Annotated in this window: 15 protein-coding genes and 1 tRNA gene; 3 read left to right on the top strand and 13 right to left on the bottom strand. The window is 60.1% G+C overall.

Annotated features, from left to right (window positions below; all coding sequences use genetic code 11):
* Window positions 1-186 (bottom strand): hypothetical protein (locus GSQ73_RS17920; protein WP_216844777.1); only part of this gene is annotated, 186 nt, incomplete at its 3' end.
* A 62-nt stretch (window positions 187-248) separates the two neighbouring features.
* A complete protein-coding gene (locus GSQ73_RS12725) occupies window positions 249-620 on the bottom strand; it encodes a hypothetical protein (RefSeq protein ID WP_158884535.1) in 372 nt (123 codons plus the stop codon).
* Window positions 621-1,349: 729 nt separating this feature from the next.
* Between GSQ73_RS12725 and GSQ73_RS12720 the strand changes: the two genes are divergently transcribed.
* Window positions 1,350-2,291 (top strand): integron integrase, encoded by a 942-nt coding sequence (locus tag GSQ73_RS12720; RefSeq protein ID WP_158884533.1) that lies wholly within the window; start codon window positions 1,350-1,352, stop codon window positions 2,289-2,291.
* Window positions 2,292-2,407: 116 nt separating this feature from the next.
* Here GSQ73_RS12720 and GSQ73_RS12715 read toward each other — a convergent pair whose 3' ends face one another.
* From GSQ73_RS12715 to tpiA, 7 genes are all read right to left on the bottom strand, one after another.
* Complete coding sequence (locus tag GSQ73_RS12715; protein ID WP_158884531.1) at window positions 2,408-3,529, bottom strand: tyrosine-type recombinase/integrase; 1,122 nt, start codon at window positions 3,527-3,529, stop codon at window positions 2,408-2,410.
* A gap of 479 nt (window positions 3,530-4,008) precedes the next feature.
* Window positions 4,009-4,239, bottom strand: a complete 231-nt coding sequence (locus GSQ73_RS12705) for an AlpA family phage regulatory protein (RefSeq protein ID WP_158884527.1) — start codon at window positions 4,237-4,239, stop codon at window positions 4,009-4,011.
* 102 nt (window positions 4,240-4,341) lie between these two features.
* Window positions 4,342-5,145 carry a hypothetical protein gene (locus GSQ73_RS12700; RefSeq protein ID WP_158884525.1) on the bottom strand — a complete coding sequence of 268 codons (804 nt, stop codon included), beginning with the start codon at window positions 5,143-5,145 and terminating at the stop codon, window positions 4,342-4,344.
* A gap of 93 nt (window positions 5,146-5,238) precedes the next feature.
* The gene (locus GSQ73_RS12695; RefSeq protein WP_158884523.1) at window positions 5,239-6,462 is read right to left on the bottom strand and encodes an integrase arm-type DNA-binding domain-containing protein; all 1,224 of its coding nucleotides are present in this window, start codon (window positions 6,460-6,462) and stop codon (window positions 5,239-5,241) included.
* Between the two features lie 186 nt (window positions 6,463-6,648).
* Window positions 6,649-6,733, bottom strand: a tRNA-Leu gene (locus GSQ73_RS12690).
* Window positions 6,734-6,758: 25 nt separating this feature from the next.
* Window positions 6,759-7,184 carry a preprotein translocase subunit SecG gene (gene secG / locus GSQ73_RS12685; RefSeq protein WP_158884521.1) on the bottom strand — a complete coding sequence of 142 codons (426 nt, stop codon included), beginning with the start codon at window positions 7,182-7,184 and terminating at the stop codon, window positions 6,759-6,761.
* A gap of 23 nt (window positions 7,185-7,207) precedes the next feature.
* Window positions 7,208-7,957, bottom strand: a complete 750-nt coding sequence (gene tpiA / locus GSQ73_RS12680; RefSeq protein WP_158886463.1) for a triose-phosphate isomerase — start codon at window positions 7,955-7,957, stop codon at window positions 7,208-7,210.
* A 135-nt stretch (window positions 7,958-8,092) separates the two neighbouring features.
* Between tpiA and GSQ73_RS12675 the strand changes: the two genes are divergently transcribed.
* Complete coding sequence (locus GSQ73_RS12675; RefSeq protein ID WP_158884519.1) at window positions 8,093-8,902, top strand: SDR family oxidoreductase; 810 nt, start codon at window positions 8,093-8,095, stop codon at window positions 8,900-8,902.
* Between the two features lie 9 nt (window positions 8,903-8,911).
* Here GSQ73_RS12675 and GSQ73_RS12670 read toward each other — a convergent pair whose 3' ends face one another.
* From GSQ73_RS12670 to orn, 4 genes are read right to left on the bottom strand one after another with little or no spacing between them, the layout of a single operon-like run.
* Window positions 8,912-9,844, bottom strand: coding sequence for a 2-oxoglutarate and iron-dependent oxygenase domain-containing protein (locus tag GSQ73_RS12670; RefSeq protein ID WP_158884517.1), 933 nt, complete (start codon window positions 9,842-9,844; stop codon window positions 8,912-8,914).
* Window positions 9,841-11,208, bottom strand: coding sequence for a phosphoglucosamine mutase (glmM, locus tag GSQ73_RS12665; RefSeq protein ID WP_158884515.1), 1,368 nt, complete (start codon window positions 11,206-11,208; stop codon window positions 9,841-9,843). Before glmM ends, GSQ73_RS12670 begins: the two co-directional genes overlap by 4 nt.
* A 60-nt stretch (window positions 11,209-11,268) precedes the next feature.
* A complete protein-coding gene (gene folP, locus GSQ73_RS12660) occupies window positions 11,269-12,174 on the bottom strand; it encodes a dihydropteroate synthase (protein ID WP_158884513.1) in 906 nt (301 codons plus the stop codon).
* A 27-nt stretch (window positions 12,175-12,201) separates the two neighbouring features.
* Entirely contained in the window at window positions 12,202-12,768 is a 567-nt protein-coding gene (orn, locus tag GSQ73_RS12655; RefSeq protein ID WP_158884511.1) for an oligoribonuclease, read from the bottom strand.
* A 69-nt stretch (window positions 12,769-12,837) separates the two neighbouring features.
* Here orn and sbcB point away from each other — a divergent pair, with 69 nt between their 5' ends.
* On the top strand, window positions 12,838-14,310 hold the full coding sequence (gene sbcB, locus GSQ73_RS12650; protein ID WP_158884509.1) for an exodeoxyribonuclease I: 1,473 nt from the start codon (window positions 12,838-12,840) through the stop codon (window positions 14,308-14,310).
* Window positions 14,311-14,312: the final 2 nt, after the last annotated feature.

Here is a 14,312-nt window from a genome sequence, read left to right as displayed (position 1 = left end):
ATACTTGCCGCATGGAAGCACTTGGTCTGGCACACCCAGTTTGGTGACAATGGCCTTCTCTGTGTCCCCGACCTTGGCGTTCGTGTACGTCGAATCCGTACGGGCCTCAAGGAAAAGGTAACGCCCCCAGACAAATACGACTAGGCAAAGCGTGCTGATGGCTATGAGCTTGGCAAGTTGTTTCATGAAGCCTAACGCAGGAGTTAAGCGGCGGCGTAGCCGTCCGCCTTGAACGCAATGTTAGACGCCTACGGTGAGCTGTGCTCGCCTGCCGATTGTGAAGCAGCCTCTCGCGCTTTGGCTTTGAGATAAAAGGCTCTCCCAAATAGGGACTGCTGCTCCTTCTCGGAGGTATCTTTTTGCAAAAAGATGACCTCGCCATCGCTGGAAACTTGAGCAGCTCCGTCTGAGGGCTTAGCCAACATGACAATTTGAAGAGTCTTGGGATCGGAGTCTTCGTGGAAGGTCTTTGGAGTGGCTCCCGAGCCGTCAACCATCACGACCTGAGAATGGACGGCTATATCTTGCATTGCGGCCTGAAGCTCTTTTGTAACGGTTACTTCTCCAGCTGAAGCAACGAAGGCATAGATGGCAGCACCTGCGACGATCATTTTGCTCAAGTGACGCACGTTATTCCCCTTTGTCTAACGCTGGAATTAAGCGGCGGCGGAGCCGTCCGCTTGAATGATTGGTTAGGCATGGTGCCTAGGAAGGAAGCGGATTTGCAAACGCCGCATGACGTACCCGGCACCAACACCCGCAAAAAGGCAGGCCAGCGCTCTGAAGCCTAGAGCCCCAAAGAGTAGATGCCAGTTACCAAACGCGGCGCTGACGATGGCGGCGACACCAACGACGATTGCGGCTACCGCAAAGGCTTGAAGCGGGAACTGCCAGAAGCCGGACACGTCACTAACGGCAATGCAGGCACCCGCTAGAAGGATTAGCGAAGCTACGAAACTGACGAAAACCCAAAATGCAAAAAAATGAGAAGGAAAAACGAGCGCGCTGGTCACCGCATAGAACGATGCGAACGCAGCAATGAAACCCAGAAGGGAAAAGTGCAGCTCCCAGGAACATACGGCCGTCTGAATGTTTCGCCTTGGTCATTGGGGCCTAACTACCAATTAGACGGACCCCTGGGTCCGGTTATACGTCCTTGAACTTGCGAAGCCTTCGCACCGCAACATCCTGATTCCACGCGAGCTTATCCGTGCTCGGTCCGGCTAACAAGCTGACGAATAGCCGGACCCAGCGGGCCGGTCCGATCGCGTAATCTCATGTCCTTTTTCCACAAGGAGCGACCGTTATGGGGTGAACTTCCCGCGCCACCTCTCCCTGCCCCACGTCTCATGGATCAGGTCTCCGCGGTCTGCCGCCGGCGCCACCTGAGCCTGCGCACGGAGGAGGCCTACCGATTCTGGATTCGGCGATACATCTTCTTCCATCTCAAACAGCATCCCCGCGACGTCGGGCCAGCCGGCATCACGCAGTTTGTGAACTATTTGGCCGCAGAGCAGCGCGTCTCGGCCTCCACGCAGTCTCAAGCTCTCAACGCGCTTTTGTTCTTGTATCGTGATGTTCTTGAGATCGATGTCGGCCATTTGACTAGCTTGAAACGCATACAGAAGCCGGCTCGGCTTCCCGTAGTCATGGATGTTGAAAAGGTGCGGGATGTTCTTGCCCGCATGCACGGGACGCCTCGTCTGATGGCCGAATTGCTCTATGGCGCCGGCTTGCGGGTGAACGAATGCATGACGCTTCGAATCAAGGATCTGAATTTTCGCGATAGAACCATCAGCATCCGTTCGGGTAAAGGCGGCAAGGACCGGGTATCCGTGCTTCCTGGCCGGCTTCTGCAACCGCTACAACAGCATGTGTTGAGGGTTGCGTCACTCCACAAGCACGACTTGACCCACGGACGCGGCTTTGCGCCGATGCCCAATGCGCTGGATAGAAAGTATCCAAGGGCTAGCCGGAGCTTGGCCTGGCAGTTCATTTTCCCATCTCGGGTCACGCGAGCCTGTGCTCATAGCGGGCAACTTCTACGTTGGCACGCATCGGAGTCCAATGTTCAAATCGCCTTCAAACGCGCAGTCGCCGATGCCGGCATCTCAAAGCAAGCCTCTGTGCATACGCTTCGGCACTCCTTTGCCACCCACTTGCTCGCTGAAGGCACCGACATCCGCACCATCCAGCTGCTTCTTGGTCATCGTAGTTTGAAGACAACAATGATCTACACCCATGTCCACCATGCGATCCGAAGAACCGTGAGCCCTTTAGATCGCCTGTAGTCGGCAGGCAAAGGTGTTGCTCAAAGTCGTGGCGTCTTTTTTCTACAACTGCTACCGACCCGTAGTCAGAAGGCGCCGCGCAATGCTCTATCGTCCATGTGTTGCCGTCGAATTGCCTAGCTAGGGCAATCGTTGGATTCCAGCAGCCCACTCTTCCGTATCTGCTCTATCAGAACCTCTGCCAGTCGGACGGTTTTAGCATCGCCCCCCGGCTGGCAGCATCGAAGCGACCGGATTATTTCACCCTGGCGCCGCGGATCAACCGAGCCATAGCTCGTGAACGTGGTCAACACGCCGTCGTGACCGAGATTCTGGCTCCACGCCTTGAAGGTCTCGGGTGTCTGACACAAAGTTTCACCAAGGCGCACCAGCGTGTTGCGGAAACTGTGCGGATTGAAATACGGCAATCCAGCTTCAGCAAATGCCGCCTTAAAGATACCCCTGATTGGACCGGCATTGCTCCAATGCGTCCGCGTCAGTCCGACTCGACGAAATTGCCGCGTCGGACCGGTGGAAACCATCGTTGACGGGAAGAGCGGATCGTCGTTGCCCCAAAGCATTACTTCTCGAAGATAGACGACCCAATCGGCCACGATCTGGCGAACGTCCTCGCCTACAGGGAAAAACGTCGTCGTGAAGCTCTTGCTGAACTTGGTATTCACCTCGCGCGCGTCTTGAAAGACGTTCCCTGCACTCAGGTCAACGTGCTTGAGTTTGATCGATGCGATGGCGCTATCGCGTGCCCCGCTCAACAGCGCAAAGGCAATAAGCGCGCGATTCCGTCGGTCTATGGCGGAATCGTTCGGCATCGTGGCGAGGACGTGCTTGATCTGTTCGATAGTTGGTACGGCGCGCTGGCGACGGGCTGTGGCGACACGCGAATCCTTCTCCGAGAGGTTGAAGTATTCGGCATCTGGATAGTTTAGTCGCGACTTGTAGCCAGGTTGAAGCGCCAGCCACTGGAAGAAGCGTTTGAGGTGCGCGAGGGTTGCGTTCAACGTCGCCTTGCTGAGCTTGCCGCCCGTGGCACGGCTTTCTTGGCGGGCGAGGCGATGCTTGAAGGCGATGGCTTGCTCAAAGTGGAAGGCTTTGAAATCTCGCAACCTAGTGTCAGCCTCAAAGCGTGCAATGGCCATGGCGGCAGCATCTACTGAGTTCTCGCTTTGGCGCCTGGCCTCTTTCAGAAACGCAAAATAGTCGCGCTTAATCCGCTCATTCGCTGGGTTGTATTTTTTCATGGTGCGAGACTCCTAGTTCGAAGCACAGTTCACGGAGGGTTGATGGCTCTTGCCTATGTGTTCCTGTGCTACCGGTATCGCAACAGCCAAATCACCTTGAACAACCTCCAACTTCGCCAAGCTGACCCGACGATTCATCCTTGCCGAGCACGTCGAGCAGACCCCAACTAGATTTCCGGTCGCCGCATTCATCGGCTCGTAGACCGCGCGACTTTCTGCAGGCTTTCGCGGGACGCGGCATCGGCAACAGTAGAGTTCGCCGACCCCGCACGGTCTTTTGTTTCGCTGGCGCCGTGCTAGGAGAAAGGCGCCTAAGTCACGACCAGCAATCAAGATCGGGTGACCGCCGTCAATCGTAGGAAGTCCGGCTCGAATCCATGCCCTAACCGTGTTGCGGTGGGTGCCATATAACCGGGCGACCTCTTCCACGGAGTACGACCTGTGAATCTTGGCGAGCCGAGGGTTCGGTTTGCGCGTACTCACGGCTGGGGTGCCGGCCGCTCGATCAGCGCTCGAATGTCTTCGACCCGCCACGCGGTAATTCGCTCACCTAGCTTCACGGGCTGCGGGTAGCGCCCAGCTTTGACGCCTGCCCACCAAGTCGAACGGCAGACGGGGAAGATCGCGGGGATAGCCGGCGCGGTCTTGGTGGCGAGTTTGCCGACTATCTGCGGCAGACGAAGGTAGCCAGTTTCGGGCAGGGTGTGCATTGTGATGTAGCCTCGTCGTTTAAGAACGAGTACAGCATCGCGATCACCATTGCGCCGTTGTTGCTATTGCAGCTTGTATTGCCGCTATTGCAGTTTGAGGCGCTAGACCTTCCGTCTGTTCATAGCTTCACGAACTGATTTCAAGTGTTCGCCAATCGAACGGCCTGATAGCTTCACACCCTGCTCGTCTAACATTGCAGCGATGGCTTCACCGGCTTTGTAGTGCTGGGTAAGGTCAAGTTTTGCAGCATTAGCCAGTGCGCCGATGATCGCCAGAAGCGTGGTGCGCTGGCGGCCATCCAGTGGTGCATCTGGCTGTTCACGTTCGCGAGCTCGTTGTCGAAGTCTTTCATTTTCCCTCATCAGCTCTATTACGTAATCTGAATCCATATCAGCCACTCGTTTCATCACGCGCGCATGTTCGACGGGGTTTTCCAGGCGTGCCCGCTCATCGTTGATGCGCGAGAGTGCGGCCATTGCTATCTCAGTTTCATCTTCGACGTAATTAGTAAAAAAATCGCCTGGTTCCAGTCCGTGCACCTCCGCCCAATCGAACACCTTATCCACGTCCACCAGAGTCTCGCCGGTGACCAGTGCGCCAGCCAAGTCACGGCGTTCTACCAGTACGGCCACTCCTCCCGAGTCAATGGAGTGGACGAGCAAAGATTCGATGGCATCACGCGCGCGGCTGATTGTCCCTTTCAGTGTTAGCTGACCCCAAGAATGAGGGCTTGTCCCAGCACGGACTTGGTCACTGTCAGTTTGCGGCTGCAGGAACGGCTCAAGCTCTGATTCGGCGATCTCTACGCCCTTCCACTCGCCAAGTTCAAAGGCGAAAATCGTGGCTGCCAGCCGCACGCTGATAACTCGCACCGGCAGTATGCGTTCGCCCTTTAGGATATCCATCGCGCCACCTTTGCGCCCTTCAATAGGTGCCGCGCCAGCCGGGGAAGGTGCCCGGTTTTCAGATGGCCGTCCTAAGCGCGGCGTTTCAAGTAATTAGCTTACCTTCCGACCGATCGCAATAACCTTTCCGCCAGCCCGCAGCCCGTCCAGATAGTCGGCCCATGCCTGCATCATGCGTGTGCGTACTTCCAGATACTGCGCCGCGTGCGTGTAAGCCTCACGCACCTTGTTGGATTCGGCATGTGCCAGTTGCCGCTCGATGGCATCCGCGTTCCAGCCCATTTCGTTTAACCGCGTCGCGGCCATGCTGCGGAAACCGTGCCCGGTCATTTCCTCGCCGCTATAGCCCAGCCGTCGCAGGGCAGCATTGACGGTGTTTTCTGACATGGGTCGGGATGCCGTGCGCAGGCCAGGAAACACGTAGCGGTCGCCGCCGGTGAAGGCGTGCAGCTCGCGCAGCATTGTCACGGCTTGATTGGATAGCGGGACAAGGTGCGCGGCCTTCATCTTCATTTTCTCGCCGGGGATGCGCCAGATAGCCCCGACCAGATCAAACTCAACCCACTCTGCATGACGCAACTCACCCGGTCGCACGAATACCAGCGGGGCTAGTTTCAGCGCGCCCAGCGTCACGGGTTGCCCGGTGAAGCCGTCAATCGCGCGCAGCAGCTCGCCCATCCGTGCCGGGTCAGTGATGGCAGCATGGTGTTTGCCGCTGGGGGGCTTAAGCGCTCCCCGCAGGCTGGCAGTCGGGTCAGTGTTCGTCTTGCCTTCCAACATGGCGTACCGGAATACCTGCCCCGCCTTGATCTTGGCCCGCTTGGCGCTTTCCAGCCTGCCGCTTTCCTCGACCTTGCGCAGCGCGTCCAGCAGCTCGCGCGCCGTCACCTCGGCAATGGGTCGCCTGCCAATCTCGGGAAACAGGAAGGTTTCCAGAATCCAGCGGGTCTTGTTGGCCGTCACTTCGGCCACGTCCTGCCGTGCCATCCATTCGCGGGCCACCGCCTCGAAGGTGTCGGACGCAACGGCTGCCGCCTCGATTCGTTTAGCTTTGACCGCCTTGCGCACCTCTCCGGGGTCGGTGCCGTTGGCCAATAGCTTGCGGGCGTCGGTTGTCGCATCGCGGGCAGCGGTCAGGGAAAGCTCGGGGTACGCGCCCAGTGCCAGCAGTTTCTCGCGCCCGTCTACCCGGTACTTCCAGCGCCACAGTTTGGAGCCGGTCGGATTCACCAGCAGAAACAGCCCTCGACCGTCCGCCATCTTGTACGGCTTGGGCGCAGGCTTGGCCTTGCGGACGGCAACGTCTGACAGGGGCATTTTGGGGGTATCCCTTGTTGGCCAGCAGCCCATTTGCTGCCCGTACCCCCGACTGTACCCCCACTTATTGGGGTATTCCACTGGACAGCGTTGGATGCCTCTGCACGCTAACAGACACAAAAAAACCCGCAAGTAGCGGTTTTCGTTGTGTTTTTGGACTCTAGCGGACGTCTTCAAACGATGTAATGGTGCCCAAGAGGGGACTCGAACCCCTACGACTTACGTCGCTACCACCTCAAGGTAGTGCGTCTACCAGTTCCGCCACCTGGGCAGGTGTGTTACGTGCTGCGTGTTACTCAATCCTTTTTCGCTGGCGCGGTTGCCGCTGCGGGTACGTTGCCGGCTGACTTTGCCGGCGTATTGGCTGCTGCGGGCGTTGCCAAGGGAACTTCCGTAGCGGGCGCTGGCGCAGGTGCCGGTTTTTGTGCGGCCGGTTTGCTAGCTGCGCTGGACATCACACCAAGATCGCCACCGTCGTCATGCTGCGCGCCGTTGGCGTGCAAGTACATGCCCATGCCAAGGCTCATCAGGAAGAACAGCGTGGCAAGAATGCCGGTGGTGCGGGTAAGGAAGGTAGCCGAGCCGCGCGCACCGAACACCGTCGCCGAAGCGCCGCTGCCAAAGCCGGAACCGGCATCGGCGCCCGCGCCATTCTGCAGCAGGATCAGCACGATCATTGCGGCAGCGATCAGGATGTAAAACACGCTGAAAATGACGAACATGATTTCTTTTGAGCCTGTAGCGCTTATTGCGCCGCGGCGCAGATTCCAAGGAAGTCGGTTGCGGTCAGCGAAGCACCGCCGATCAGCCCACCGTCCACGTCCGCCTGAGCGAACAGTTCCGCGGCGTTGGCCGCCTTGACGCTACCGCCGTAAAGCAGTCGAGTCATCCCGGCAATCATAACATCTTCCTTTTCGAGTTGGCTACGAATGAAGGCATGTACCTTCTGAGCCTGCTCGGGCGTGGCGGTTTGACCCGTACCAATCGCCCAGCACGGTTCGTATGCGATGACAGCCGTATCGAAGCTGGCCGCGCCGCTGGTCGACAGGACGGCATGCAATTGTGCCTCGATCACGGCTTCGGTCTGGCCGGCCTGACGCTGTGCCAGCGACTCGCCGATACACAGGATGGGCGTGAGGCCACCGGCTCGCGCCGCGGCGAATTTTCGCGCCACCAGGTCATTGCTCTCGTTGTGATAGTGGCGGCGCTCGGAGTGACCGACCAGAGTCCACCTCGCGCCGACATCAGCCAGCATCGCGGCGGAAATCTCGCCGGTATATGCGCCCTGCCCGTCATGTTCGCTCACGTCCTGGCCGCCAAGCCCCAGACCTTTGTTGGCGAATTGCGTTGCGAGCGTTGCGATATACACAAACGGCGGAAATACCGCGACATCGATGTCGCCGGGCATGCTTGCGACGATATCGCTTGCCAGCGCGCTCGCCATCGTCTGGCTGCCATGCATCTTCCAGTTGCCGGCGACGAATTTCTTGCGCATGGGACATATCCCTGACGATGGAGCGCGCAGCTTAGCGACGGCATCGCGCATCGGCAATCGCGGTCAACCTTGGAGAGTGCTGGCATCGACGCGACAAACGGTCAAAATGGCGCGTTCTCCATGAAGGAACTCCCCATGTCGCAGTCCAAACCGCTCAGCCTGATCACCGGCGCCTCATCCGGCATCGGCGCGGAATTCGCGCGGCAGCTGGCGGCGCTTGGACACGACCTTGTCCTCACGGCACGACGCGCAGATCGACTCCAGGCAATCGCCGACGAATTGACCCAACGGCATGGCATCGTCGTGACCGTTCTGCCTAACGATCTGGCGGACCCCGCAGCTGCGCGCGAACTCTGCGATACGCTCGCGGAACGCGGCTTGCACGTGGATTGGCTGATCAACAACGCAGGTTACGGTGTGCCGGGTTCATTCGTTTCCAACGACTGGAAAACCCACGCGGATTCCCTGCAAGTGCTGGTAACGGCGCCGACCGAACTGACACGCCATCTCTTGCCCGGCATGCGTGGTCGCGGTTATGGACGCATCATCAATGTCGCTTCGCTGGCCGGTCATGTGCCGGCCACGGCGATGCACACGTTGTATGGCGCGTCAAAGGCGTACCTGATCAAATTCTCGCAATCGCTGGCGCTGGAAAACCGGGCAGCCGGCGTGAACGTGTGCGCGTTGTGTCCGGGTTTCACCTGGTCGGAATTCCACGACGTCACCGGCACGCGCGACAAGATGGACAACATGCCTGCCTTCATGTGGCTCAGCGCGCAGGAAGTGGTTCGCCAGGGCATTGCCGCGGTGGAGCGTGGTGATTCGATGTTCATCACCGGGCGCGTCAATCGATTCATCAAGACGATTTTCCAGCTGATGCCAGATCGCCTGGCGAACCATCTTTCGGCGCGTCAGGCGAAACGATATCGAAACGATGACAAGTAACTCGCGAGATCAGATCAGCTTGATCTCGCGCAGCCGCTGCAGCAGGTATTCGTGTGAAGTGATCGAGTTTTCGTAGCGGCTGGGGTTTTCCGCCGTGATGCATTCGGGCACCGGATCGAGCACCACATCCGGATTCGGATGCAAAAAGTACGGCACCGAATAACGTGGCTTGCGCGCGTTGTCGTTCTTCGGATTCACCACGCGATGCGACGTGGACGGATACACGTGATTGCTCAGGCGCTGCAGCATGTCGCCGATGTTCACCACGATGGCGTCGCCTTCGGTGGTGATCGGCAACCACTGGCCATCGCTCAGCACCTCGAGGCCCTCCGCACTCGCGCCGACCAGAAGCGTGATGAAGTTGATGTCCTCGTGCGCGCCGGCGCGCTCGTTGGGAACGTTGTCCTGCGTGATCGGCGGATAGTGGATCGGCCGCAGGATCGAGTTGCCCTGGTCGGTCTTGTCGTCGAAGTAGCGCTCCGGCAGGCCCACGTGCAAGGCCAGCGCGCGCAAAACGCGCGACCCCAAATCGTCCAATGCTTCGTACAAACCGTAGCCGTACGGCTTGAAATCCGGAACTTCGCTTGGCCACAGGTTCGGCGCCATCACGTCGGCGAATTTCGAATCGCGCGGAATCTCGCGACCGATATGCCAGAACTCCTTGAGATCGGCGAACTGGCTGTCCTTCGCCGTTTCGACCTTGAACGGCGTGTAGCCGCGCGCACCGCCTGTTCCGGGCACGTGGTACTTCATCTTGGTCTCGGTAGGCAACGCGAAGAAACGCTTGAACGCGTCGTACGAACCGTCGATCAGATCGCGTGCAATGCCATGCCCGCTGATGCAGCAGAAACCGAACTGGCGATAGGCCGCGCCGAGTTCGGCGACGAAGGCCTCGCGATCGCTTTCGTAGCGTCGGATATCGAGGGTAGGAACATGTTTCATGTGGCTTCCGCAGCGTAGGCTTGGGCCGCTGATTTTACGACGTCGGCCAGCCGCTCTGCCAATTGCTGCACTTCTACCGCATCGGCGCCTTCGATGGTGACGCGAACCAGCGGCTCGGTTCCCGATGCACGTAAAACGACGCGACCGCGACCGTGCAGCGCGCGTTCCACTTCCGCGGTGGCCTGTTTCACTTCGTCGCTGTGCAGCGCTTCGCGCGCACCGTTGGCGCGCACGTTGAGCATCACCTGCGGCAATTTCTTGAGGTCGGAACGTGCCGCGGCAAGATCCTGACCCGACGTCGCCAGCGCTTCGAGTACCGCGAGCGCCGCGACAATGCCATCGCCGGTCGTCGCACGATCAAGGCAAAGGATGTGTCCCGACGTTTCGCCGCCGAGCACTCCGCCATGCTGCCGCAGTTGCTGCATGACGTAGCGATCGCCGACGTTGGCGCGGATCAGTGGCACGCCGAATTCCGCCAGTGCCAGCTCGAGTCCGTAGTTGCTCATCAACGTGCCGACCACCGGCCCCTTCAGCGCGTTCCGTCCGTGCAGGCTTTTTGCCAGCACGTAGAGAATGTCGTCGCCGTCGGCCAAAGCACCATGTCGATCGACTAGCACAAGGCGATCGCCGTCACCGTCGAACGCCATGCCCATGTCGGCACCGTGCGCGATCACGGCTTGCTGCAGTGATTGCGGATGGGTGGAACCGACGTCTGCATTGATGTTGAAACCGTCGGGCTTGTCGCCGATGGCGATGACTTCCGCGCCCATCTCCGCGAAAACTTTCGGCGCGACTTGATACGTTGCGCCGTGCGCGCAGTCGAGCACCAGCTTGAGCCCGTGCAGAGTGAAATCTTCCGCCACGGTCGCCTTGCAGAACTCCGCATAGCGCGCCACCGCATCGCCGATCCGCGTCGCCTTGCCAAGCCGTTCGGATGCCACGGTAACGAAGTCGGCATCCACTTCGCGCTCGATCGCCAGCTCCACTTCGTCAGTGAGTTTTTCGCCGTTGGCGGAGAAGAACTTGATGCCGTTGTCGTGATGCGGATTATGCGAGGCGCTGATCACGATGCCTGCGCTGGCTCGCATCGAGCGAGTGAGAAACGCCACGGCCGGCGTCGGCATCGGTCCAAGCAGGCCCACGTCCGCGCCCGCGGCGACCAGACCGGCCTCGAGCGCCGCTTCGAACATGTAACCGGAAACACGCGTGTCCTTGCCGATCAGGATCTTCGGGCGATCCTTGCCTTCGCGGCCAAGCACGCAGCCGACGGCGCGACCCAGCCGCAGCATGAAGTCCGCGCTGATGGGCCATTCGCCCACCATGCCGCGGATACCGTCGGTGCCGAAATATTTACGCTCATTCATGGCTGTGTCCCCCCAAAGCTGCGATTCTGTCCGCCGCGCAGCATACGCCGCCACCGCTGTTCAATCATCGTCAGGCCAGCGCGGCATGGCGGTTTTCTCGTTGCGTTTCGGCACGGCATCAACGGCATAGACCGCATGCCATACGGCAAGCGCATCCACCGTCGCGGCCACGTCGTGCACGCGAACGATGCGCGCGCCACGCTGCACGGCGATCAGCGCCGCGGCTGCCGAGCCGGCTGCGCGGTCGGCAGCCTTGTGGCGGCCGGTGAGCGTGCCGATCATCGATTTGCGCGACAAACCGGCATAAACGCCGCTGCCAAGGCTGGTAAAACGTTCGAGCGCACTGAGCAAGGCCAGGTTGTGTTCCAGCGTCTTGCCGAAGCCGAAACCCACGTCGACCATCACCTTGCGCCGGTCGATGCCCGCCAGCTCGCACGCGAACAGGCGATCGGTCAGGAAGCGATGCACCTCGCCGACCACATCGTCGTAATGTGGCGCGTCCTGCATGCCGCCAGGTTCTCCGAGCATGTGCACGAGGCAAACCGGCACGCCGAGTTCGGCAGCCGCATCCATCGCACCTTCGCGGCGCAGCGCATGGACGTCGTTGATCATGCCGGCACCGGCCTTCACCGCCACACGTATCACTTCCGGTTTGGAAGTGTCGATGGCAATCGGCAACGTGGTGCGCGCGATCAGTTGCTCGATCACCGGCAGCACACGGCGCAGTTCTTCTTCCGCTGTCACATCGGCCGCGCCGGGGCGCGTGGATTCGCCACCGACGTCGAGCATGTCGGCGCCCTCTTCCATCATGCGCAGCCCTTGCGACACGGCGGCATCGACATCCATCACGCCGTCACCGGAAAACGAATCCGGCGTCAGATTGATGATGCCGACCACCCGCGGGCGGTCCAGGCGCAGCGCGCGACCGTTACAGTCGAGTACGGTCGCAAACAGATCGATCGACATGTCGGTTACCTCGATGGTGACACCGAATCAGACGCGGGTGGAACCACCCAACTCGCCCATGAACCCGCGGTAGTGCCGCAGTTCGGAGATCGAATCGCGGATATCGGATAGCGCCGTGTGCGCCGATTCCTTGCCGAAACTCTTGGCAATGTTCGGCGCCCAGCGGCGCGCCAGTTCCTTGATGGTCGAAACATCGAGGTTGCGGTAATGGAAATAGCGTTCCAGCCGCGGCATCTGCCGATGCATGAAGCGGCGATCCTGGCAGATGGAATTGCCGCACATCGGCGACTTGCCCGGCAACACCCACGCGCGCAGGAAATCGACCGTGGCCTGCTCAGCCATCGCATGATCGGTTTCGGAAATCAGCACCTGCCGCCACAGGCCGGACTTGTGGTGCTGGTTGCTGTTCCAGCTGTCCATCGATTCCAGCTGGTCGACCTCGTGCCGGATGGCAAACACCGGCCCTTCGGCCAGCACATTCAAATCCTTGTCGGTGACGACGGTGGCGATCTCCAGAATGGAGTCGTTGTCGGTATCGAGACCAGTCATCTCCAGATCGATCCAGATCAGGTTGTCGTCGTGCACGTGGCTCATGGTGTCTCCTTGGATGGGCCAGTTTATCAGTGTTGCCGCTGCAACTTTTGCGCATGCGATGATCCGCCGATGCAGACCTTTTTCTGGCACGACTACGAAACCTCCGGCTCCGACACGCGGCGCGACCGGCCCGTGCAATTCGCCGGCATCCGCACCACGCTGGACCTTGAAATCATCGGCGAGCCGGTGATGTTCTATGAAAAACCGTCGCGCGAGATGCCGCCGCACCCCGACGCCTGCATGATCACCGGCATCACACCTCAACACGCCGAACGTGAAGGCCTGATCGAAGCCGACTTTGCTGCACGCGTGCACGAACAGCTGGCCGCGCCCGGCACCTGCGGCGTGGGCTACAACTCGCTGCGCTTCGACGACGAGTTCACTCGGCAAATGCTTTACCGGAATTTCCACGAGCCGTATGGCCGCGAATGGGAGAACGGCAATTCGCGCTGGGACCTGATCGACCTCGTGCGCATGTGCCAGGCGCTGCGACCTGAAGGCATCGTGTGGCCCACGCGCGAAGACGGTTCGCCCAGTTTCAAACTCGAACACCTGGCCACCGCCAACCAGCTCAGGCAGGAACGCGCGCACGATGCGTTGTCCGATGTCTACGCGTTGATCGATCTGGCTCGACTGATCCGCGTGCGTCAGCCGCGGCTTTGGGACTGGCACTTCGCCCTGCGTCGCAAGCAGAAAGTTTTCGAACTGCTCGACGTGGTGAACATGACTCCGATGGTGCATGTGTCGTCGCGCTATCCAGCCAGCCGGCATTGTCTCGCGGTGATCGCGCCACTGGCGCCGCATCCGAGCCGCGCGGGCGAAATCATCATCTACGATCTTTCGGTGGACCCGACAAGTTGGCTGGCACAGAACGAAGAGGACATCGCCGATCGCATCTTCACCGCTCGCGCGGATTTGCCCGAAGGCGTCGAGCGCATTCCGTTGCGCACCGTGCGCGCGAACCATGCACCAGCGCTCGCGCCGCTTTCCGTCTTGCAGGGCGCAGACCTCGACCGCTTGCAGCTCGATCTCGATCGCAGCATCGCGCATCGAAACACGCTGCACGCCATTGACGGGCTTGCCGAAAAACTCCGTCGCGTTTTCCAGCGCGCCACCGAACTGCCGCCGCCGGAAGATCCCGAGCTCGCTTTGTATGGCGGCGGTTTTCTTCCCGATGCCGATCGCAAATTGCTTGCGCAGGTTCGCGCGACGCCACCAGCGGAATTGGGGCAACGCAGCTTTCCGTTTCGCGATGCACGTTATCCCGAACTGCTGTTTCGCTATCGCGCACGCAACTGGCCCGAGACGCTCGACATCGACGAGCGCATGCGCTGGGATGCGTTCCGTCGCGCGCGACTGACCCGACCGATGCCGCTCACCGCGCTGACGCTCGACGACTACTTCGCGCGCCTCGACGAACTGCGCGCCGACCCGAACACTGCACAACGTTTCGAATTGCTCGACCAGTTGCAGGCGTGGGGCGAGGAGCTCGCCGCAGACACCGCCGAGCCGCAAACTTCCGATCTTTTTTCACCTCACTGACT

Source organism: Rhodanobacter sp. L36 (genome assembly GCF_009765755.1).
GTDB lineage: Bacteria > Pseudomonadota > Gammaproteobacteria > Xanthomonadales > Rhodanobacteraceae > Rhodanobacter.
This window is presented reverse-complemented; position numbering and strand designations above follow the sequence as displayed.